This is a genomic window from Candidatus Hydrogenedentota bacterium, from assembly GCA_018005585.1.
Taxonomy (GTDB): domain Bacteria; phylum Hydrogenedentota; class Hydrogenedentia; order Hydrogenedentales; family JAGMZX01; genus JAGMZX01.
This window is the reverse complement of record JAGMZX010000051.1, coordinates 1-21,781: the sequence shown is the minus strand read 5'-3', so window position 1 is coordinate 21,781 and position 21,781 is coordinate 1. Positions and strand designations below refer to the sequence as shown.

Annotated in this window: 16 protein-coding genes; 7 read left to right on the top strand and 9 right to left on the bottom strand. The window is 63.8% G+C overall.

Going from position 1 to position 21,781, the window contains the following annotated elements:
- Window positions 1-60 precede the first annotated feature (60 nt).
- The 3 genes from KA184_10625 to KA184_10615 are packed head-to-tail and all read left to right on the top strand — an operon-like array spanning window position 61 to window position 4,427.
- Window positions 61-1,713, top strand: a complete 1,653-nt coding sequence (locus tag KA184_10625; protein ID MBP8130019.1) for a hypothetical protein — start codon at window positions 61-63, stop codon at window positions 1,711-1,713.
- Window positions 1,706-3,904 (top strand): hypothetical protein, encoded by a 2,199-nt coding sequence (locus tag KA184_10620; GenBank protein MBP8130018.1) that lies wholly within the window; start codon window positions 1,706-1,708, stop codon window positions 3,902-3,904. The genes KA184_10625 and KA184_10620 overlap by 8 nt, the downstream gene beginning before the upstream one ends.
- A gap of 49 nt (window positions 3,905-3,953) precedes the next feature.
- The gene (locus KA184_10615; GenBank protein MBP8130017.1) at window positions 3,954-4,427 is read left to right on the top strand and encodes a bifunctional nuclease family protein; all 474 of its coding nucleotides are present in this window, start codon (window positions 3,954-3,956) and stop codon (window positions 4,425-4,427) included.
- A gap of 201 nt (window positions 4,428-4,628) precedes the next feature.
- Here the strand turns inward: KA184_10615 and KA184_10610 are convergent, their stop codons facing one another.
- Both KA184_10610 and KA184_10605 read right to left on the bottom strand, forming a co-directional pair.
- Window positions 4,629-5,795 carry a thiolase family protein gene (locus tag KA184_10610; GenBank protein MBP8130016.1) on the bottom strand — a complete coding sequence of 389 codons (1,167 nt, stop codon included), beginning with the start codon at window positions 5,793-5,795 and terminating at the stop codon, window positions 4,629-4,631.
- Between the two features lie 21 nt (window positions 5,796-5,816).
- Window positions 5,817-8,219: a 3-hydroxyacyl-CoA dehydrogenase/enoyl-CoA hydratase family protein gene (locus KA184_10605; protein MBP8130015.1), complete on the bottom strand. Its 2,403-nt coding sequence runs from the start codon at window positions 8,217-8,219 to the stop codon at window positions 5,817-5,819.
- A gap of 320 nt (window positions 8,220-8,539) precedes the next feature.
- Here KA184_10605 and KA184_10600 point away from each other — a divergent pair, with 320 nt between their 5' ends.
- Window positions 8,540-9,382 carry a methyltransferase domain-containing protein gene (locus tag KA184_10600; GenBank protein ID MBP8130014.1) on the top strand — a complete coding sequence of 281 codons (843 nt, stop codon included), beginning with the start codon at window positions 8,540-8,542 and terminating at the stop codon, window positions 9,380-9,382.
- A gap of 116 nt (window positions 9,383-9,498) precedes the next feature.
- On the opposite strand, the gene KA184_10595 is transcribed toward KA184_10600, so the two are convergent.
- Genes KA184_10595 through thiF form a run of 6 tightly spaced genes read right to left on the bottom strand, consistent with a single transcriptional unit; the run spans window position 9,499 to window position 14,455 of the window.
- Window positions 9,499-10,179, bottom strand: a complete 681-nt coding sequence (locus KA184_10595; protein ID MBP8130013.1) for an ABC transporter ATP-binding protein — start codon at window positions 10,177-10,179, stop codon at window positions 9,499-9,501.
- Between the two features lie 21 nt (window positions 10,180-10,200).
- Window positions 10,201-11,046 carry an ABC transporter permease gene (locus tag KA184_10590; protein ID MBP8130012.1) on the bottom strand — a complete coding sequence of 282 codons (846 nt, stop codon included), beginning with the start codon at window positions 11,044-11,046 and terminating at the stop codon, window positions 10,201-10,203.
- A complete protein-coding gene (gene modA, locus KA184_10585) occupies window positions 11,043-12,539 on the bottom strand; it encodes a molybdate ABC transporter substrate-binding protein (protein MBP8130011.1) in 1,497 nt (498 codons plus the stop codon). Before modA ends, KA184_10590 begins: the two co-directional genes overlap by 4 nt.
- 60 nt (window positions 12,540-12,599) lie before the next feature.
- The gene (locus KA184_10580; protein ID MBP8130010.1) at window positions 12,600-13,298 is read right to left on the bottom strand and encodes a HesA/MoeB/ThiF family protein; all 699 of its coding nucleotides are present in this window, start codon (window positions 13,296-13,298) and stop codon (window positions 12,600-12,602) included.
- A 47-nt stretch (window positions 13,299-13,345) separates the two neighbouring features.
- Complete coding sequence (locus KA184_10575) at window positions 13,346-13,624, bottom strand: MoaD/ThiS family protein (GenBank protein MBP8130009.1); 279 nt, start codon at window positions 13,622-13,624, stop codon at window positions 13,346-13,348.
- 21 nt (window positions 13,625-13,645) lie between these two features.
- Window positions 13,646-14,455 (bottom strand): sulfur carrier protein ThiS adenylyltransferase ThiF, encoded by an 810-nt coding sequence (thiF, locus tag KA184_10570; GenBank protein ID MBP8130008.1) that lies wholly within the window; start codon window positions 14,453-14,455, stop codon window positions 13,646-13,648.
- A gap of 143 nt (window positions 14,456-14,598) precedes the next feature.
- Between thiF and KA184_10565 the strand changes: the two genes are divergently transcribed.
- The 3 genes from KA184_10565 to KA184_10555 all read left to right on the top strand — a co-directional run bounded on the left by KA184_10565 (window position 14,599) and on the right by KA184_10555 (window position 18,435).
- Entirely contained in the window at window positions 14,599-15,393 is a 795-nt protein-coding gene (locus KA184_10565; GenBank protein MBP8130007.1) for an enoyl-CoA hydratase/isomerase family protein, read from the top strand.
- Between the two features lie 410 nt (window positions 15,394-15,803).
- Window positions 15,804-16,265 (top strand): type VI secretion system tube protein Hcp, encoded by a 462-nt coding sequence (hcp, locus tag KA184_10560; GenBank protein MBP8130006.1) that lies wholly within the window; start codon window positions 15,804-15,806, stop codon window positions 16,263-16,265.
- A 19-nt stretch (window positions 16,266-16,284) separates the two neighbouring features.
- Entirely contained in the window at window positions 16,285-18,435 is a 2,151-nt protein-coding gene (locus KA184_10555; protein MBP8130005.1) for a hypothetical protein, read from the top strand.
- Window positions 18,436-18,466: 31 nt separating this feature from the next.
- Here the strand turns inward: KA184_10555 and KA184_10550 are convergent, their stop codons facing one another.
- On the bottom strand, window positions 18,467-21,637 hold the full coding sequence (locus tag KA184_10550; GenBank protein ID MBP8130004.1) for an efflux RND transporter permease subunit: 3,171 nt from the start codon (window positions 21,635-21,637) through the stop codon (window positions 18,467-18,469).
- Between the last annotated feature and the right edge of the window lie 144 nt (window positions 21,638-21,781).

Sequence of the window (21,781 nt, the reverse complement as noted above, 5' to 3'; positions counted from 1 at the left end):
AGCAGGAGCAGGAGTATCGAATCTCGGGGCACATGGTATGGCCGGTTTCTGGGCGGTTTGTTGATCGTCCTGTTTCTTGCCGGGTTCATGGCCGTCGCGGTGCGCGCGTCGTGGCTGTGCGACGATGCCTACATCACGTTCCGCACCGTGGACAACCTCGTAAGCGGCTACGGCCCGCGCTGGAATACGGCCGAACGTGTCCAGGCGTTCACGCACCCGCTCTGGATGCTGCTGCTCGCCGCCGTCTATGCGTTCACGCACGAGGTTTTTGTCACCGCGCAGGTGTTAAGCCTCGTGATCACGCTTGCAACGGCGGTCCTGATCGTGCTCTTCCTCGCGGAATCGCCCTCGGCCGCGGTCGCCGCGCTTGCTGCGCTCGCGTTTTCGAAGGCGTTCGTCGAATACAGCACGTCGGGACTGGAAAACCCCCTGACTCACCTGCTGTTGGCGGCATTTCTGGCGGTCTTTTTCAGTAATCGGCCCGATGCGCGGAAGGTGCTGCCGCTCTCGCTGCTGGCGGGGCTTGCTGCGCTCACGCGCATGGACACGCTGCTCCTGTATCTGCCCGCGCTGGTCTACCTGACCGTCAAGACACGGTCCTGGCGCGGCTGCCTCGCCGCCGCGTGCGGATTGCTTCCGTTTGTGGCCTGGGAGGCCTTCTCCCTGGCCTATTACGGTTTCCCGTTCCCGAACACGGCCTACGCGAAGCTCAACACGGGCATCCCCGCCGCCAGCCTGGCGCGGCAGGGTCTTGCCTATTTCATAAGCCAGGCGGAGATCGACCCGCAGTCGCTGGCCGTGGTCCTGTGCGGGTTTGGTCTGCCGTTTGCATTGCGCGACCGCCGCGCGTGGGCCCCCGCACTCGGTGCGGCGCTGTATACGGCCTACACCGTGCGCATTGGCGGCGACTTCATGGCCGGGCGCTATCTGACCGCGACGCTGCTCGTGGCGGCGGCGCTGCTGGCGCGCGCGCCTCTGCAATTCAGGCACGCCACGGCGGCGGTGATGGTGCTGGGCCTGTTATGCTTCATGTCGCCGTATCCGATTGTGCTCACGGACGCCGGCTATGGCCAGGACCGCCTGACGCAGGCGGGCAATGCTTTCCGCGACGAGCGCGGCGTCAGCGACCAGCGCGGCTTCTACTATCACGCGACGGGGCTGCTGCGCGGGCCGGAAAACGGCTGGGAAGTCCGTCATGAATGGGCGGACGACGGGCGCATGCTGCGCGCGAGGGGCGCGCACGTTTCGGCGTACGGCGCAACGGGTTTCAAGGGTTATTACGCGGGGCCGGAGCCCTATATCGTTGATTACCACGCGCTCTCGGAGCCGTTGCTCGCGCGCTTGCCGGCCAAAGACCTCAACAATTGGCACATCGGCCACTTCAAGCGCGACATACCCGACGGCTACCTTGACCTGTTGCGCGGCGCGCGCGATCGTTTCGACGACCCGGACCTCGCGGCGTTTTATGACCAGTTGACGCGCATCACGCGCGGGCCGATATGGAGTGTGGACCGTTTCCGCGCCATCTGGGCGATGAATACCGGCGGTAACGACGGCTTAATTGCGGCCTATGTCGCGCGCACCGGGAACCGGCCGTCCAAGCCCGGCCCGACCATCGCGCCGCCAGGCCCAACGTGGCCGCAGGGTCTCCAGCCGCGGCTGCCGCGGCGCGGTCCGAGAACCCCGCCGGAGGAGCCGGCCCCTGATGAATAGCGGCGGCAGAGGCAACCCGGCGAACCGGGCCGTATTGGCGCTTGCGATCGCGCTGCTGGCGCTCGTATTCGTGCGCACGGCGTGGCTCTGCGACGACGCCTATATCACGCTGCGGACCGTCGACAATTGGGTCAGCGGCGAGGGCTTGACGTGGAATGCAGGCGAGCGGGTGCAGGCCTACACGCATCCCTTGTGGCTGTTTGTCATCGCCGCGCCGTACTACTTCACGCGCGAGCACTTTCTGACGACGATCGCCGTTTCGCTCATGGTAAGCGTGTTCGCCGTTGCCGTGCTGGCGGGGCGCGTGGCTCGGACCCTGGGGGCGGGCCTGCTCGCCGTGTCGCTGCTCTTGTTCTCCCAGGCGTATGTGGACTACTCGTCTTCCGGTCTTGAAAACCCGCTCACGCACCTGCTGCTGGCCCTGTTCTTCGCCACACTGTTCCACGGCGCGCCCGGCGCGCGCAACGTCTTCGTCCTGGCCGTCCTGGCGGCGCTCGGAGCGCTGAACCGGCTGGACACGCTGTTGCTGTTCCTGCCGGGGCTCATCGCGGCGTGGATGCGCGCGCCAAGCTTGCGGGCGGCGGCGGCAGTGCTGGCCGGTCTCTTGCCGCTGGCCGCGTGGGAGGTCTTCTCGGTCATCTACTACGGCTTCCCGTTCCCGAACACGGCCTACGCCAAACTCGCCACGGGAATAGCCGACCCGGAACTCGTCCGTCAGGGATGGCACTACCTCGAAAATTCGTGGCGGCGCGATCCGCTGACAACCGGGACGATGGCCGCGGGCATCCTTGCCGCATTGCTGCGCGGGAGCGGCCCGGCGGTGGCGTCCGCGTTTGGCGTTGTGCTCTATGTAATCTACGTAATCCGTATCGGCGGCGATTTCATGACCGGCCGCTTTTTCACGCCCGCGTTCGTCTGCGGTGCGGCCCTGGTCACGGGCTGGACGGAGGCCGAGCGGGCGCGCATCGGAGCGCTGGCGCGCGCGGGCCTGGGACGTCTGCTCGACAGCGCCCCGCGCTGGGCCTGGGCCCCCGTGGTCGCCGCAATTGCGTGGGTCGGACTCGGGATGCCGGACTGGTCAGGGCGCGACGCCGCGTCCCCGGCCAAGGCGGCAATGAAAGAGGCATGGGCGGCGCCTGTACCCACCATATATGCGGATTCCCGCACGATTAGGGGTCTCGCCGGGTTCAAGGACACACACGGCATCGGCAACGAGCGTCAGTTCTATTTCAGCGAAGCGGGGCTGCTGCGGTATCGCAGGAATCTGGACCTGCCCACGAACCGCTTCGCCCACGAAGGAAAGCGGTACCGGCTCGAGGGCAAACCGGTCGTGCGCACGCATGGGAGCGTCGGCTTTCGCGGTTATTTCGCCGGACCCAAAGCGCACATCATTGACTACTACGCATTGGCGGACCCGCTGCTCGCGCGGCTGCCCGCTTGCTACAGTCCCAACTGGCGCATCGGCCACTTCACGCGCACCATCCCGCCGGGATACGTCGAGACCGGGCAGGCCATGCAACTACATCCGCCCGATTTCCAGGCAACCACGCCGTTGCTCGCGGGTTCGTTCCGGCAATGGCCGCTCTGGAGCGAGCTGAGGCGCATCGTTACCGGGCGGGCCGCGGCGTCGCGCCAAGACAAGCCCCCCACGTTTGCGTACGACGGCAACCAAATCAAGGACACGCAGTTGGCCGAGTATTACGACCAGTTGGTCCTGATCACGCGCGGGCCGTTCTGGGCGCGCGAACGCTGGGCCGCGATCTGGCGCATGAACACCGGCCAATTCGACCATCTGATCGACCGGGACGCCTACCGGTATCCGGGTATTCTCCAGGTATCGTTACGTGAATTGCCCGTGCCGGAAGAAACCGCCGCGGCATCCTGGCGCGCAGGAGCAGCACTCTCGTTTACCCAGCGCGGCATCGAGGTCGGTCTCGGCGGCGTGGTCCACGCCGGCACATGGGAAATTGCGATGGACGGCAACGACAAGTATCGTATGCTCGTGTGCGCGGGAAGCCGTGTGGCCGCCGAGCAGGACTTCGGCCCGTCGCGCGAAACGCGCGCGGGCGCCGTGGTCTTTACCATCACGGTACCAGAACATGCCGCGGCACAGGGTTACGATACGATACGCATATTCCCGGTTGAAGGCGACCGGCGTTACAGCCTGCATGGGCTTCGGCCGGCGGAATAGACGAGTGCCGAGCCGCATTCGCGGTATAATGCGGTGAGAGGAGGTGGCCATGTTACAACTTGAAATCCTGGGGGTCAGCCAGTCGCCCGAACAGCATTATCCACTGGTGCTCTTGCGGCATGAAAACCGCGTGTTGCCCATTCTCGTCGGGCTCCCCGAAGCGCGCGCTATCCAGGCCGGGCTCATGGAAGAGAAAGCCCCGCGGCCGATGACCCATGACCTCATCCGTAACCTGCTCGCGGGGTTGCGCGGCGAACTGCGCTCCGTGACCATCTACAAACTGGAGAACGACACGTTCTACGCGCACCTGAACGTCGAGCAGAAGAACGCCGCCGGGCTTGTCGAGCAGGTGCTGCGCATCGATTCCCGTCCGAGCGACGGCATCGCCATTGCCGTGCGCGTGAATTGCCCCATCTTCGCCTCGGAAGAAGTGATGGAAATGGCGGGCCAGGACGCGTCCATCCTGGGCGGCCCCGAAGAAGGCGGGGACGAGGAAGAAGAAGAAAACGACTTTGAGTCGTGAACCGCGGCTTCTTGCTGACCGGGCCGCGGCTTTGCTCCCCGCTTCCGTCAGACCCTGCGTCACCGCGGCGTCCTTGCGGTTCCACAGTACCTGAACACTATCAGGTTGTGCTCCCCAAGCCGGCAATTATGCCGGGTTCGCCAAAAACCGCCCCGGCCCACGCGGGGGCCGGGGCGGCTCGTGTCAAGTCAGTATGCTCGCCTACTCACACAATTCGAATACGCCGGCGGCGCCCATGCCGCCGCCGATGCACATCGTCTCGAGACCCCACTTCACGCCGCGCGCCTTCATCTCGCAGATCAGTTGCGTGGCCAGCTTCGCGCCGGTGCAGCCCAGCGGGTGGCCCAGCGCAATAGCGCCGCCGTTCACATTCGTGATCTCAGGGTCCAAGCCGTAATGACGCACGACGTACAGCGTCTGCGCCGCGAACGCTTCGTTGCACTCGACCAGGCCAATGTCGGCTATCGTAATGCCCGCCTGCTTCAGGGCATCGTCGATCGCCGGAACCTGCGCCGGGCCCAGATAACCGGGGTCACCCGCGCCCACCGCGTAGCCGCGCAGCCGCGCCAGCGGCTTCAGGCCCATGTCCTTCAGCATCCGCTCGCTGACGAGCACGGTCGCGGCGGCGCCACAACTGGTCTGGCTCGAATTGCCCGCCGTGTGCACGCCGAGCTTCGGCGAGGCCGCGAATGCGGGCCTGAGCTTGGCCAGTCCTTCGAGCGTCGTCTCCGCGCGCGGGCCTTCATCCGTGTCGAAGATGTACGTAGACCCGTCCAGCCCCTTCACCTCAAGCGGGATGATCTGCTCCTTGAACTTTCCCGCCTTGATCGCGGCGACGGCGCGCATGTTGCTCTGATAGGCCCAGTTGTCGCATTCTTCGCGCGTGATGTTGAAGTCCTTGGCGACATTGTCCGCGCACTGGCCCATGCCCGTGTAGGCGCGCGGGTTATTGCGCACCAGGCTCGGATTGGGACACGTCTTGTTGCCGCCCATCGGGATCAGGCTCATGGATTCCGTGCCGCCGGCGACGCCGCACTCGAGCATGCCGACCTCGATCTTCGCGCCCAAGCTCGCCATGGTTTCAAGACCGGACGAGCAGAAGCGGTTGGTGGTGACGCCCGGCACGGTATCGGGCAACCCGGCGGCCAGAGCAATGATCCGGCCCACGTTCATGCCGGATTCCGCTTCGGGAAACGCCGAGCCGATAGCGACGTCCTGCATGCGGTCGGCCGGGATGCCGGAGCGCTTCACCACTTCACGAACGACCACAGCGCCCATGTCATCCGGACGAACGTGCGCGATGGCGCTGCCTGCTTTCGATTTGCCCACGGCCGTCCGCACCGCGGAGATTACGTAAACCTTGTCCATAGTTACATTCCTCCTCACGCGTTAGTTGCGCAACGGCTTGCCGCTGGCCAGCATGTGCTGGATGCGCTGCTGCGTCTTTTCCGTACCACACAGGCTGCAGAACGCCTCGCACTCGAGGTCCAGGACGTCCTGCTCGGTCATGGGCGTGCCCTGAATCCGGTTGCCGCCGCACAGGATGTGGGCAACCTTGCTTGCGATCAGCATGTCGTGCTCCGAGGCGAAGCCCGCCTCCTTCATGCCCCAGACTCCCTGGATGAAGGCCGCTTCGGCGGTCTCGCCCAGCGCCCACAGCCGCGGCGGACGCGGCGGACGATAGCCTGACTTGAGCATGCCGAGGCATACCGCCTTGGCTCGACCGACCTGAAGCTCGAAATTCGGCTCGATGATGTCGGTCGGGCGCATGTAGCCGAGTTCAACGAATTCGCCGCCGCTTGTGCTGACCTTCGCCATCGCGATGTCTTCAAAGGCGCGCCGCACGTGCTGGAACGGGTCGGCCGGCACGTTGTCCGGGAAGTATTCGAGCGCCCGCACGAGCATTTCCTTCGTTCCGCCGCCGGCGGGAATCACGCCCACGCCGACTTCCACGAGTCCTGCGTAGGTCTCGCCCGCAATCACGCATTTGTCCGTGTGCATGCAGATTTCGACGCCGCCGCCGAAGGTGTAGTGGTGCGGCGCGGCAACCACGGGCTTGGCGCAGTACTTCATCCGCATGTTCGCGCCCTGCAGGCCGCGAACCATCGCCTCGAGGCTGGCGAAATCACCCTGCATCGCCGCGCCGAGCACGAGGAAAATGTTCGCGCCCGCGCAGAAATGCTGGCCCTGGTTCGCGACGATCATGCCCTCGAACTTGTCCGCTTCCAGCAGGTCCACGCCCTGGCTCAGCATCGCCGTCAAGTCCGCGTCGATGACGTTCATCTTGCAGTGGAACTCGCAGCACACGATGCCATCGCCCACGTCGATCAGGCTCGCGCTCTCGTTTTTCGCGACTTCCTTCGCCGGGGCGCCGGTCTTCACATTGACCAGATTGATTTCCTTCGGATTCTTCGGAACCGGCTGGTACGACTTCGTCGCCAGGTCGAAGAACATCTGGACGCCGTTCTCGGTCTTGTAGAACGATTTGGCGCCCTTTTCCTTCATCGCTTTGACAATAGGCGGCAGCGTCAGGCCGAGCGCTTCCATCCGCGCGCAGACATCGTCGAAGCCCAGGATGTCCCACGTCTCGAAGATGCCCACTTCCCACGCAAAGCCCCAGCGCACCGCGTTGTCTATGTTCACGATGTCGTCTGAAATCTCGGGAATCCGGTTCGCGGCGTAAATCGCCATGTTCGCGGCGAACTTGAACAGCCACTTCGAGCCCTTGTCCTCGCTGTTGTGCATGACGCGCAGTTTTTCGGCGAGTTCCTCGAGGCCCCGCGCCGCGCCCGTGCACTCGAAGCGCGGCTTGACCGGCGGCCGGTACTCGAGCGTCTGCGGGTCGATGCCGAGTATGACGCGCTTGCCCTTTTCGTCCCGCTCGTTGGTCGCCTTGTAAAAGCCGGACCCGGACTTATTGCCGAAGTAGCCTTTCGCCACCATGCCGTCGAACCACGCCGGGCCGGACATGATCGCCTGGCATTCATCGTCCGGGCAGCCATTCTTCACGTTGGCCACGACCTTCTGCAGCGTGTCCAGGCCGACCAAGTCCGCCGTGCGGAACGTCGCCGAACTCGCGTGGCCGATGGCCGGGCCCGTCAGCGCGTCCACTTCCTCGACCGACAGACCGTCCTCGACCATCGTATGCATGACATACTGCATGGCAAAGGTGATGAGACGATTCGCGACGAAGTTCGGCGTGTCCTTGGCGTACACGATGCCCTTGCCCAGAATGTTCTCGCCCACATACGCCATCAGGTCGATGACCTCCGGCAGCGTGTCCGGGCCGGGAATCAGTTCGAGCAGCTTCAGGTAGCGCGGCGGGTTGAAGAAGTGCGTGCCCATGAAATGCTGGCTCATTTCCTTGGGCATGGACTCCGCCATCGCGCGGATCGGAATGCCGCTCGTGTTCGAAGTGACGATCGAGCCTGCTCTCCGGTGCCGCGCCACTTGCTCAAAGACCGATTTCTTAATGTCGAGGCGTTCCATGACCACCTCGATGATCCAGTCGCAATCAGCGATTTTTGACATGTCGTCTTCGAAATTGCCCGTCTCGATCATGTCGATGTACGACTTGCGATAGAGCGGGGACGGCTTGGCCTTGAGCAACGCCTGCTTGTTCCCGTCTACCAGCGCGTTGCGCTTCTTCCGGTTCTTCTTGTCCGCGTCCGGCAAGTTCGGCGTGACGATATCCAGCATGATACTGGGAATGCCACAGTTCGCGAGATGGGCCGCGATAGCAGCGCCCATGACGCCCGAACCGAGGACGGCAGCCTTCTTGATTTCCCTCATTGGCGCCTCTCCTTGTTGCTGACTTCAGTTCCCTACCTAACGTTCGTTATACACGGGAATGTTCATCGTACATGATTCCGCCGCAATGTTCAAGCCCCTGTGCAAATAAACTTGGAAACAACCGGAAAAGCGGTATTTCACGGCGCTATGCCCGGTCCGCGCATTCGCACCGCCTTAACTAAGAAAAATGAGATATTTGCTCGCGCACCTGACGCGAAACGGCAGAGTCCCGCGCGGGTTGGCCCCGGCTTGTCTCAAGGAGCCCATCCCTAATACCATAACGGCCATGGCGTGGTATCACGGTTTGTAGGCGAGACATCGTGAACGAGACTCGCACCGGCATTTCTTTATCCGTTGTTCTCGGCGGCGGTCTCCGGTGTATCCGCGAAGTGCTGTGGCGTACCCGTCGCCACGGCTGGCGCGCGGGCTGGACGGCGCTGCGCGCCCATGCGTGGAATTTCTACATCCGCATCCGCAACCAGATGTGTCGTCATCCGCGCGTGGCTTGTCCTTGCTGCGGGTGGGAAGGCCATGCATTCCGGATTCTGGATGTCGGCCACTGGATTGTCCCGCAGGTGGAATGTCCGCAATGCGGACAGCACGACCGCCACCGCATGCTGCATTTCTTCTTCATGCGCCGGCCACCCGCGTTCCTGCGGACGGGCAGCCGGGTGTTGCACGTCTCGCCTGAAGCGGAGACTCAGCGGTTCCTGCGCGCCGCGGAGGGACTCCGTCTCTTTGCCTCGGACCTGCAGCCGGGCGCGACGCGCCACGCAGTCACCAGCCGTTGCTTCTCGTCGGACCTCACGTGCATGTCCGTCCGCGATGCCGTCTTCGACGGTATCGTCTGCATCCACGTGCTGGAACACATTCGGGATGACCGGCGAGCCCTCGAGGAAATAGCGCGCATACTGAAGCCCGCCGGCACGGCCCTGATAATGGTTCCCTTCGCGCCTGTCCCGGACACCCGCGAGTTCGAGAGGCCCAATCCGCTCATCTACAATCACGTGCGGGATTATTCTATCAGCGACTTCCCGGCCCGCCTGACTGCTTTTGACGTTGAGCCAATCGCGCCACACGACATCCTGTCCGAAGAAGAGCGCCGGAGATTCCAGGTCCCGGACAACCACGTCGTCTATTGCTGCCGCCGGCGCGCCACGTGACTCCGGGGACGGGACCTTGCCCCCTTTGCTTTCACGTCTGACACTTCAAAAGCGCAGGTTTCCTACTGCGCAGAAGTCAGGGCGGACACGAGCGCGGGCACCCCGAATGAAACGATTCACGTGCCGTTCCCGGACAGGTGGTTGCAGTGCCCCGGATTTTCCACCTCCCCTATGTTGCCATCGGCCAGCGTGAAGAGCCTGTCGCCCAGGCGCGCGGCTTCGTCCCGGTCATGGGTCACGTGCAGGACCGTCATGCCAAGGCGCTGCTTGACGGAGGCGAGCAGGGCGTGCATCTCGTGGCGGGTATCCTGGTCGAGCGCGCTGAGCGGCTCGTCGAGACACAGCACGCGCGGCTGGAACGACAACGCGCGCCCAAGCGCGACCCGCTGCGCCTCCCCCCCGCTCAACCCGTCGGGCTTGCGATGAAGCAGATGAACAATCCCGAGCAGTTCGGCCAGTTCGGCTACGCGCGATTCAATGTCGCGGCGGGACCAGCGCCGGAGACGCGGGGCAAAGGCCAGATGGTCATGCACGGTCATGGTCGAGAACAGCGCCGTGTCCTGCGGCACATAGCCGATGCCGCGTTCCGCGGGGCGCAGTCGCGTCACGTCGCGGCCACATAGTGTGATACTGCCGGAAACGACCGTGCGCAGGCCGCAGACCGCTTCGAGCAGCGTTGTCTTGCCGCAGCCGGTCTTGCCCATGAGCACCGCGTATTGCCCCGCGGGCACGGTCAGGCTGACGCCGGGCAGCAGGAATGCGCCCGCGCGGATGGTGACGTCATCCAGGCAGATCACGGGCGCGCCTCCTCTTCCGTTTCATCGCAGGTATTCCGCGAAGCCAAGGACCCGCACGATGACCAGCACCGCCAGGGACACCGCGATCATCAGCAGCGAGACCGCGACGGCGGCCTCGACGTTGCCCACGCTCATTTCCAGGAAGACGGTAGTCGACAGCACCTCGGTTTTCAGCCGGGTTGCGCCCGCAAAGATTAGAATGGGCCCGAACTCTCCGAGCGAACGCGCCCAGGCAAGGGTTGCGGCCACGACGAGACCCTTGCGCGCCTCGGGCAGCGCCACGAGCCAGAAGGCCTGCCCGCGCGAGCATCCCAGCGTCAGGGCCACCTGCTCGCGGCGCGGACTCAAGCCGTCGAACGTGGCGCGCATGGTGCGCACGGCAAACGCGCACGCGACCGTGAACTGCGCCAGCACGACGCCCGCCACGGCGTAGGTGATTCGCGCGCCCGTCACCCGCTCGTAGAAGGTCTCGAAAGCGATGCCCGGCGCGGTGCGGAACAGGATGAGCAAACTCAGGCCGACTACAAGCGGGGGCAGGACGATCGGAACGTCCAGAATGGAATCGAACAGCGCCTTGCCGGGAAACCGGTAACGGGAGAACAGGTAACCCGCGGGCGCGGCGACCCAGAGCGAGAAGACGGTCGCCAATGTGCAGGAGATGAGGCTGAGCTTGATGGCGTAGCGCGTTTCGGGAGCGGTGAGCGCGCGCAGGAACTCGCCGCGCCCCGCGAAGGTCAGGTCGGCAACGAGCATCGCGACAATCAGAAACACGTAGAAACCGCTCAGCAGCAGCAGGCCGGCATAAAAGGGGGCGTCCGAACGCACGCGGCGATGATTGCCCGGAGGTTCGAAGGCCCGGCCAGTCATGGCGCACCGGGGCCTTCTACCAGTTCAAAGCCGGCCGCAAGATACCGCTCCCGGCTCGCCTTTGAATGCAGCGCATCCAGGAAGCGCTGCATCAGATGCCGCTGACTGCTGCTTTTCGCAATCGCGTAGGTCTGCGTGGCCAAGGCGTTCGGACGATCGATGGGCAGCACATCCGCCTTGTCGCGCACGGATTTCGTGTTGGCCTCGTAAACAACCGCCGCGTCCAGCCCCCCCGCAACCAGCTGCGCCACCAGCAGGTCCGCCGTCGGCGTGTTGACCACCACGTTGGCCGTTATGGCCTCGTACAGGCCCTCCTGGCGCAGCAGGCGCGCGGTCAGCCAGCCGAGCGTGCTTTGCTCCTCATGCGCGAGGCCAACGCGCAGCCCTGGCGCGGCGAGGTCCGCGAGCGAGGCGATGCCGTGCGGATTGCCCTTGGTCACCAGGATGACGATATCGGTCCGGCTGATCTCGATGGGCGCATCGAAGCGGTCCTCGACGCCTCTCATGAACGAGCCGTCGCACGTGTGATACACATCGGGCTGTTCGCCGAGTTTCAACTGGCCCAGCAGGACACCGCAGCCGTTGTAAACGGTCGTTACCTTGCAGCCTTCGCGCTGCTCGAATTCCTTTACAAGCTGCTCGATAGCCACGCGATTCACGCCGCCGCTGAAATAGAGGATCTCGGGCATCCACGCCCACGCATCCCCCTCGACCGGCGTGTAGCCGCATTGCGCGAAGACGGGCAGCCCGCGGTCGCGCGCCGCCAGGTATCGGGCGAACCGCAGCGCATCCGTGGGACGGCTGCTGTACGTCAACACGGCAATCTGCACTTCCTGCGTGTGCTTCCCGGCCTCGTCCAGCGGCAAGGCTTCAATCCCCGCGAACTGCGGCACGAGTGCGTCCCAGATGATTCCCGCATCGACCGTGCCCAGCTTGACGTCGTTGGCCACGTCGTTTACCGTCGGCTTGAACACGCCGCGCGCCGTGACGGCGGCCTGAATGCCGTCCCATAAGCCGCTATCCCCCAGCATAACCCGGGTCAGCCTGCCAATCGATGCGGCGTCTGGGTTCGCCAGGGCCGTGCGCACATCCTCGCGCAACAGGTCTTCGGCCCCTTGAATGCCCTTCGGATTGCCTTGTGCGACGGCAATCACAGGATGCAGGTATGCGACGGGAATGGTCTCCGCCACGAGTTCCTTTCCGCGCGCGGCTTCGATGTAGGAAGCGTCCGCCGCGAGATAGAGGTCACCCTGGCGCGCTACCTGGATGTTGCTGAGCAACGTGCCGGAGCCGCCGAACTGGATCGTCACCTTGACCCCGTATTCCTTCTCGTACTGCGCGGCTATTCGCTCGACGGGCGCGGTCATGCCCGCGGCGCAATAAAACGTCAGCGACGGGGCGCGTTCTTCTTTCCGGTTATCGGCATAAAACAGGGCGATCAGCCCCGCGCACGCCGCAAGACTTATCAGCAAGGCCAACCAGGCTCTACGCATCGCGGATTCTCCCCGTTATCGGTTTTGCCGCACCCATGCGGCCGATTCCCCCGGCGCCGCTCAGACGCCGGAGCACACCGCGCATTCCGGCCTGCGCGCCAAGGGCACCGTGCGCGCGCGCATCATGCGCGTATCGAAATATAGCATTTTCCCAGCCAGCGACGGCCCCATGCCGGAAAGGAGCTTGACCCCCTCCATGACGGCGGCGCACGCGGCCATGCAGGCTACCGCGCCAAACACGGGGAATTCGCGCTTCCAGCCGGGCGGCATCTCCGGGTATATGCACTGGAGGCATGGCGTCTCCCCGGGAATGATCGTGGTCACTTGCCACTGCATCTCGAACATGGCTGCGTCGATGAGCGGTTTACGCCGGGCGACGCACGCGCGGTTCATGGCGAAGCGCTCCTGGAACAATGGCGCGCAATCGAAAACGATATCCACGCTGGAAACAAGCGCGTCCGCGTTCGCCTCGCTGATGTTCTCGCCGATGCCCTCGACCTCGACCCGGGGGTTCAGCGCCTCCAGCCTGCGCACGGCCGATGCGATGCGGGGCTTGCCCAGCCCATCGTGGGTCATGAGGATTTGCCGGTTCAGGTCGCTGGGCCGGACCGTGCCCGCGTGGGCCAGCACCAGCCTGCCGATGCCCGCCGCGGCCAGTTGCAGCGCCACGGGGCCGCCCAGCCCCCCGGCGCGCGAAACGAGCGCGCTGCTGTTTCGCAGCCGTTTCTGGCCTTCTTCACCGAAATCGCGGACCCACATCTGCCATTCGTAGACAGCCTTTTCGTCATTGGTCAGGGAAACCACCGTCAACCTCCGGCAATCGCGGTGAGCAGCGTGACCTGGTCGCCGTCGCGCAGTTTTGGGGGCGCATCCTTGTCTATCGGAACCTCGTTGCACAGCACCATCAACGACGGGCGGAACGCGCCGTCCGGCGTAAACACGATCTCGCGGAAGGAAGCGCCGTGCGCCGCCGTCACGTGCAGCACCACTTCGCGGACCGATGCCGCATCCTCCGCTTCCACCGCGACACTGTCGCGCCCGGCGATGTGGCCCAGCTGGCCAAGCAAATGGACCGTAATGTTCATGAATACGTCATGCCTCCCGTTTCATGCCACCGGATCCTCCCCGAGAAGCAGCCGGAGCACCGCGTTTGCCTGATGGTGCGCGGCGACGCCGACCCGCGGCGCCATGAGCCCCGTGCCCGGCGCGGCTGCTGTGACCAGGTCGCCGACCACCACGAGCGAGCGGCCCACCTTGCGTGTCGTCACGGTGTTGCTCGGCATGTGACCGGCCAGACCGGTAGCGAGCACGATCGGCGCGCCCGGCCGCGCAGTACAGAAGCTTTCGACGAGCATCGCCTTCTGGTCCGCCGCGTCGAACGCCTCGACCATCACGCCCACGTCCCGGAAGATGACCGGTACGTTCTGCTTTGTCAAGCGTACCGTGTGACATTCAAGAACGACGTAAGGATTGATCCGCACAAGGTTGGCGCGGAGCGCATCGGTCTTGTACAGGCCGATCTGGTCGATAAAATACTGCTGGCGGTTCAGGTTGCTCGGCTCGACCACGTCGAAATCCGCAAGCACGAGCCGGCCCACGCCTATGCGCGCCAGCGCAATCGCAATCGCGGAACCGAGCCCGCCGAGCCCCGCGATGCCGACGGCGGAACGTTTCAGCACGGCGTGAACGCCGGGCGTGTGGCGAGCGGCCATAAGGGCCTCGAGTTCCTCGCGACCCGGCATCTCGCCGCGCTTGATGAAAACGACTTCGTCACCGGATTGCAGGGGGCGGTCGTGCGGCATGGGCGCGCCGTTGACCACAACCACGTCGGCATCGGGTTTCACCCGCGCGCGAAGCTGGTGCAGCGTGATACCCCCCTCCACCTCGACGCAACGTTCCGCAAGTTTTATCTGTATGGTTTCGGCCACGTATCGGCTCCGCCCCGCCCGCGTTTCACTGCGAGCAGGCACGTATAGTATAAACAAAGCCACGTTGAAACCACCGGCGGCGGCTTGACGGCCGCCGGCAGTCCGGCCAGACTCCAAGGGAGATTGCGCGCATGTCCGAACCCATCCTGATTTCACAAGAAGAGGCCATTGCAACCGTCGTCTTGAACCGGCCCGAGAGCTATAACGCTTTTGACCGCCCCACTATTCAGGCGCTGGCGGACGGTCTCGCGCGCGCGGCGACGGACGAACAGGTCAAGGCAGTCATTATTACCGGTTCCGGAAAAGCCTTCTGCGCGGGAGGCAATCTCAAGGCCGTCCTTGCCGCGCCGGAGGGCGCCCGCGCCGCGTTTCACGCTCTCGCGCCTGTCTTCCATCTGGCGATTACGGAGATACGCCGGACGCCGAAGCCTGTAATCGCCGCGATTAACGGAGCAGCCGCGGGCGGCGGCTTTTCGCTCGCGTTGGCCGCCGATTTCCGGGTCATGGCGCGCTCGGCCACGCTGCGATGCGCCTACACCGCGGCGGGGCTGTGCCCCGACGGCGGCTGCACATTCACGCTGCCGCGACTGGTTGGCGCGGCGGAGGCCTTGGCGATCATTGCGCTGGATACGCCGATTTCCGCCGCCCAGGCGCTGGAATGGGGACTGGTCACGCGTGTTGCCGACGACAACAAGGTGCTCGACGAGGCCAAAGCACTGGCCAGAGACCTGCTCGGGCGTTCGTTGCACGCGTTCGGCTGGACGAAACGGCTGCTCCAGGACGCCTACGGCAATTCGCTGGAACAACAACTGGAACTCGAACGCCAAGGCATAGCCGCATGCGGCGGGCACCCGGACGGTGTCGAGGGTCTGACCGCCTTCGTCGAGAAAAGAACGCCCCGATTCAGACCACTTGACAAACGGTAGCGGTTCCTATAAAATAAGAATAGTGATAAAATACGGATCGCCCCGTGTAGGATGCCGCAGGCATTGTTGGGGGACGTGATTCGCAGAGTGTTTGCGGTGATACGGTACGGGAGCCCTCTCTCCTGCGGCTCTAAGAGCAGACAATACTGCCCCATTTGATGGAGGGCGGGAGACACACGATGCGCTATCACAAGGTCGTTCTTATGGGTGTGGTGTTCTTTGCGCTGGCGGCCACGGTCATGCTCGCTCATCCGCGCCTCGCGCTTTCGGGTTCGCTCGAACCGTCCGCGCCGCCGGGGCCGACCATGCATACGCTGGACGACATCTACAACAAGTTGGATGCGCTCGATGCAGGCAGCCACGCCACGATGCCGACGGAGGGCGACATCACGGGCAAGGGTCTTATCCATATGCGCATTCAAGGACCCGACATCCAGGGAAGCTGCACGGTGGAGACGCGGGAAGGGACTATTGTTGTGGAGAGTTTCGGTCATGAACTGGTCTCGCCGCGAGATGCTTCATCGGGCATGCCCACCGGTCAACGCCGTCACGAGCCCGTCGTCATAACCAAGTATATCGACAAGTCGAGCCCCCTGCTCTATCAGGCGCTGGTGCAGCAAGATGTATTGGACGAGGTTACCCTTCAATTCTACCGCATCAACGCCGAATCGCAGGAAGAACAGTATTTCCAGATCACATTGGAAGACGCCATCATCGTGTCGATTCAACCCTCATACGTCCATATGGAAGAAGTATCCTTCGTGTACCAGAAGATAACGTGGACCTGGGCCGAAGACGGCATCTCGACATGGGCGAATTGGGAGTACGCGGCCGACCCAACGCGGCAGCAGGAATCCGCCCGGAAAGACTGACACTGTGGGGAATGCCCCCATGCTTCAGATGAGACAGGCAAAACGGGTAATCGCAAGCGGTCTCGCGCTGCTTCTGTGCAGCGCCGGCGTGTGTTCGAACATCGACCCGAACGCGCGCCACGCCTGGGGTGAGAATATCGGCTGGTGCAATGGCGACCCGGTCTTCAGCGGCATTACGGCCGCCCCCGGGTTCTTGTCGGGCTATGCCTGGACCGAAAACACAGGCTGGCTGAATTTCGGCGACGGAGAGCCTGAAGACGGCGACGCATACTCGAATACGACCGCAACCGATTTCGGCGTGAACCACAACGGGAACGGCCATTTATCGGGCTATGCTTGGGGCGAGAACATCGGTTGGGTGAGATTCCAGACGGTCCAGGGCGGCGCCGTGGCCATGACGCCCGCGGGAGAGTTCTCCGGGCACGCCTGGGGCGAGAACGTTGGTTGGATCAACGTAGGCACTACCTACGGTCTGCGCCTCGCGGATTCGGACGACGACGGCGTCGCCGACGCCTTCGAGACGGGAACGGGCGTCTACGTTTCGCCTTACGATACGGGTACGCAACCCGGTGCGCGGGATTCTGACGGCGACACCTTGTGGGACGGCTGGGAACACGACCTGGGTCTGGATCCCAATGATGAAGACACGGACGGCGATGGGCAATGGGACGGCTGCATCGCGGGAAACGGCACATTTGAGCTGGCGCACGCAGCCTGGACGGAATGGTCGTCGTACGACGGCGGTACGGTGATAGAGGAGACCGGCGATGCGGCGTCGGGCGCCTGCGCCGCCGTGTTCGGGTACGAAGTACCGTACATCGGCCCTCCCGACGAGCGTTTTGAAACAAAGGATATCGTCCAGAGACTCACCATGCCTGCAACAGGCGTGGCCACCCTTCACTTCAACCTCAAGATTCAGGAACTGATGCCTTCGTTCGAAGGCGTGTTGCGGGTGTACGTGGACGGCCACATCCTGCGCGCATTCGGATTGCGTCAGACGGAATATTCCGACTACAACGCGGTTTCGATTGACGCGTCCCGGTATGCAGACGGTCAGGAACACGAGCTTCGCTTCGAAGCCGTGCTCAAGGTCATCCTGCAGAAACTCGCCTTTTCCGGAAGTACCGTGAAATTCCTCGTCGATGATGTCTGCTTCGACGTATTCGCGGGCAACGGCAGCGTGGAGGACCAAATCTCCCTCTGCCTGCTCGGCGCGGTTTTCGGCCAGCCGCCGGGCGCGGCAGCGCATTGGTGGCCGTATCTCAGCAGCGAAACGCCGGGGTTCCGCGTATTCGAGAACTTCTCCGGTGTAATTGTCCCCATCGGCGTCCTGACGTGGTGGGGCATGAACGCGGCGGGGTCTGGCGCACCTAATCCCTGCGGCCGCGACCCGGATTCCTTCCAAGTTGTCTTCCGCGAGGACGATGGCGGCTGGCCCGGTGTAACGGTGCTGGATGCGACGGTGACGCCCGAAAGAACCGATACGGCCTTCTTCTACGAAGGTTTCCCCGTCTATCAGTATGTGGCCATGCTGGACAATCCGGTAGACCTGCAGAACGGATGGGTGTCCATCTCTGCCGTCGGCGATGCCGAGTGCTCGTTCTCGTGGCTGAATTCCGAGACGGGGGACGACTATTCCCTGCAAGCCAATATGTTCGGCGATTTTGTGACCATTACGGATGACATGGGTATATGCTTGGGCATGGGCGGTGCTGAAGGCGAGGGTGAAGGCGAGGGCGAGGGTGAAGGCGAGGGCGAGGGTGAAGGCGAGGGCGAGGGTGAAGGCGAGGGTGAAGGCGAAGGCGAGGGTGAGGGTGAAGGCGAAGGAGAGGGTGAAGGCGATCCCTGTGTGGATGAATGGCACACGGCGGACCAGGACCATAGCAGCAAGATCGAATTGACCGAGTTGCTGCGCGTGATCCAGTTCTACAATTCGGGCGGATTCTATTGCGCTGAAACACCCGATGCGACGGAAGATGGATACGTGCCCGGCCCCGGCGCAAATCAATTGTGCTGCCCGCACGACAGCGACTACTCACCGTCCGGCCCGGACTGGCAGGTCAAGCTGACGGAATTGCTTCGCCTTATCCAGTTCTACAATTCCGGCGGTTATCACCCATGCCCGGATGCCGACCCGCCGACAGAGGACGGGTTCTGCCCGGGGCCATAGCTCGCCGTGTCCAGAAGCGGGAGCTTCTATTTCATGCTTCGGCGCGACGTGAACGCCTGAATCCGGCGAGGAACCCCGCAACCCATACACGGAAATCGTCTACCAGCGTGTAGGCCAGCGGCACGGCAAACAGGGTAAGCATCGTGCCAGCGGTAATCCCTCCGACGAAGCTGCGCCCGAGGCTGGTAAGCGCGCTGCTTTCCCCGGAGGACCCGATGGCGATCGGCAGTGTTCCCAGTATCGTGGTCAGGGTCGTCATGAGCACCGGCCGCAACCGGTTTACGGCCGCGCCAAGAATCGCGTCGAAGCGGTCCATCCCGCCGCGGCGCAGCTCGTTGATGCAATCCACGATCACGATACCGTTATTCACGATAACACCACACATGAGGATGGACCCCACCAGCGCGACCGTATCGAGGGGCGTATCGGTGAGGTACATCGACCAATACACGCCGACAAAGGCGAGCGGCACGGTGGTCAGGATGGACAGAGGAAGGAGGAGCGACTCGAAGAGCGCGGCCATGACAATGTAGATCAGAACAACTGCAAGCACGAGTGCGCTTTTGAAATTGAGGAAATTGGCGGCAAGTTCGCTGAAGCGTTCGCCGAGGTCCATGCTGTAGCCGCGCTCCATCTCGAACCGCTCCATGCTGCGGCTGATTTCACCCTGGACACGGGTGAGGTTGTGGTCTGTCGCGGTGCCGGTGATTGACATGACATTCTTGCCGTTCTCCCGGTACAGGGCCGGCGGCGTCGGCGCGCGCTCGACGCGCGCAAGCCTGCCCACGGGGATCAGCCCGCCCGCCATGCCGGGTACGGAAATATTGAGCAGGTCTTCCGCTCCGCGACGGTCTTCCGCGCGAAACCGCGCCCAGACGGGTGTTTCTTCGCCCGCCGACCGCAGCGGCGGCAGGCGCGTGCCGCGCAAGGCAAAATCCACCGTGCTCGCGACGAACAGGGGCGTCGCGCCCACGGCGGCCGCCCGCGCAAGGTCCACCCGCAATTGAAGCTCCTGCTCGTCTTCCGGGCGGTCCAATTGAGTATCCTTGAGCGCCGGCTGAGGCTCCTGTTCGAGGCGGTCCAGAAACGCCTCCGCGTATTGACGCACTCTGCGGCTGTCGTCGCCCCGCAGATGAACGCTTACGCGCTGTTCTTCGCCCAAGTCAGCCCGGGCCACGCCGCAGTCAATCGTTGCACCCGGCACCGCGCGAGGCAGCAGGACGGACAGGCTGTCCCGGACTTCTTCGGTCGAGTACGGGAACTGCTCGCCCGGCTTCAGGTCTTCTTCCTTGGCAAGGTAGACCCGGATTTCACCACCCCAGCCGCCGCTGCGTATGTAGAGATTTTTGATGCCCAATTCCTCGCGGCGATCATTCAACGCGGTCTCCATCCGCGCCACGGTCTGCTGGACACCGCCCGGCCCGTAGTTGGGATCGGCGCGGAATTGAACGCGCACCTGCCGGAGGTCGAGGCTCGGCATGTCCTGCAATCCCACTTCGCGGAAAGGCCCCGCATACGTCAGCCCGATGCAGATGGCAAGCATGCCCAGCGCCGCCGGCCGCCGGGCAAGCGTCGTTCGAAGCAGTTCCTTGTAGTAGCCCTGAAAGGAAAGCATGCCGCCCATGCGCGTGAACGCACGCCGGAACCTTCCCCAACGTCCAGTTGCGGCATCGCCGTTTGCCGTCTGCGGGTAGAGTCCCGCGAGCCGGTCTTCCGCGAGCGGCAAGACCGTGAGCGCAAGCACAAGGCTCGCCAGCAACGCCGTCGTGACCGGCCCCGCGAATTCGCGCATGATCAAGGACATCTCGCCCGCATCCATATACAGCACGGGAATGAAGACCACGATGGTGGTCAGCGTCGACGCGGTGATGGCCAGACCGACTTCCGCGGCGCCGCGCAGGATGTTGTCCCGCCGGTCGCCGCCGAGCGCATGCAGTCGATGGATGTTTTCGATGACGACAATGGCGTTGTCCACCAACATGCCGAGGGCTACGATCATGGCGGCAATGCTGACCAGGTTGAGGCTTCGGCCGCTGAAGAACAGGTACACGAGCGCGACAACGAGCGATGCGGGCGTCATCAGCGCGACCAGGACGGTGGCACGCATATTGCGCAGGAACAACAACAGCACCGCGAAGGCCAGAAAAGCGCCGTACGTGCCGGCCGTGTACAACTGGCCCAAAGCGTAACGGATGATTGCCGCCTGGTCGTCAAAGATAAACACAGCCGCGTCTTCAAGACCCGGCTCCTCTGGCAGGCGCGCCAACTCCGCGCGGACCGCGTCGCACGTCGCGACCGTATTGGCCTCCGACTCGCGCAGCACGTTCACAAACACGCCGCGCTGGCCATCCACGGAAAAATCGGACGCGCCTTCCGGCGGCAATACGCGCACCTGGGCGACTTCGCGCAACCGTACGCCGTCAGCGGACAGGGCGATCTCCTCAAGACCCGCGGGCGTCTCGAGCTGACCGTCCACACGGACCAGATACCGGTGACGGGCCGCGTCCAGGCTGCCGACACCGGCCGAGATGTTGACCTGCCGCAGCGTTTGCACGACGTTATGCAGGCTCAGGCCACGCGCCTGGAGCGCGCCCTGATCGAACTCGATATAGACCTCGGGGTGGTCTCTCCCGGAGACTTCGACGTCGGCAACGCCCTTAATCCGCATGAGGCGGCCTTTGAGCACGGTGCGCGCCCACTGGGCCAGTTCATCCTGCGACTCGCCGCGGAACAAAGCAAACCGAAGCACCGGCGCCGTGTCGGAACTGAACCTTCGAATGAAGACCCGGTCCACTTCGTCCGGTAGCTTCAACTTGAGACGTTCGATAAAGTCCCGCAGTTCGGCGGCCGCCAACCGCATGTCCGTGTCCCAGGCGTATCGCAGCATCACACTGCAGCCGTTCCCGTCAGACCATGTGTTGATCCGTTCAAGCGCCGACAACATGCGGAATTCCGCCTCAACCGGGATGGCCACCTCCCGTTCGACCTGTTCCGGTAATGCGCCGGGATAGGGGATATACACGCTGAGGATGGGCACATCAATGCGCATGAGAAACTCAAGGGGCATGCGGTCGAGCGCGATGAGCCCGAGCACAAACAGGCTTAGCGTCACCATGACGACCGTAACGGGATGTCGCAGGGAAAAGTGGGGCAAGGATATGTGCTTGTGCGCGGGCATCATTTCCGGCGTGACCTGAGACACTGAGGATGCCTTTTAGAATACCACGGGAACTGGACCGCGTTACAGGGTCAGCGCGAGATGGATGCGCGTTTCAGAACCAGATTGCGCGCGGCGCGCCGGCGCCGTCACTGGTGCGCGGCGGCGCGGCTTCCCAAATGCCCGCAA

Bases quoted from the DNA above. Each gene is read 5' to 3' on its own strand.
- KA184_10620 (MBP8130018.1), top strand. From the start codon at position 1,706: ATGAATAGCGGCGGCAGAGGCAACCCGGCGAACCGGGCCGTATTGGCG.
- modA (MBP8130011.1), bottom strand. From the start codon at position 12,539: ATGCGTAGAGCCTGGTTGGCCTTGCTGATAAGTCTTGCGGCGTGCGCG.
- KA184_10590 (MBP8130012.1), bottom strand. From the start codon at position 11,046: ATGACTGGCCGGGCCTTCGAACCTCCGGGCAATCATCGCCGCGTGCGT.
- KA184_10555 (MBP8130005.1), top strand. From the start codon at position 16,285: ATGCTTCAGATGAGACAGGCAAAACGGGTAATCGCAAGCGGTCTCGCG.
- KA184_10605 (MBP8130015.1), bottom strand. From the start codon at position 8,219: ATGAGGGAAATCAAGAAGGCTGCCGTCCTCGGTTCGGGCGTCATGGGC.
- KA184_10615 (MBP8130017.1), top strand. From the start codon at position 3,954: ATGTTACAACTTGAAATCCTGGGGGTCAGCCAGTCGCCCGAACAGCAT.
- hcp (MBP8130006.1), top strand. From the start codon at position 15,804: ATGCGCATTCAAGGACCCGACATCCAGGGAAGCTGCACGGTGGAGACG.
- KA184_10580 (MBP8130010.1), bottom strand. From the start codon at position 13,298: ATGTGGGTCCGCGATTTCGGTGAAGAAGGCCAGAAACGGCTGCGAAAC.
- KA184_10575 (MBP8130009.1), bottom strand. From the start codon at position 13,624: ATGAACATTACGGTCCATTTGCTTGGCCAGCTGGGCCACATCGCCGGG.
- KA184_10610 (MBP8130016.1), bottom strand. From the start codon at position 5,795: ATGGACAAGGTTTACGTAATCTCCGCGGTGCGGACGGCCGTGGGCAAA.
- KA184_10565 (MBP8130007.1), top strand. From the start codon at position 14,599: ATGTCCGAACCCATCCTGATTTCACAAGAAGAGGCCATTGCAACCGTC.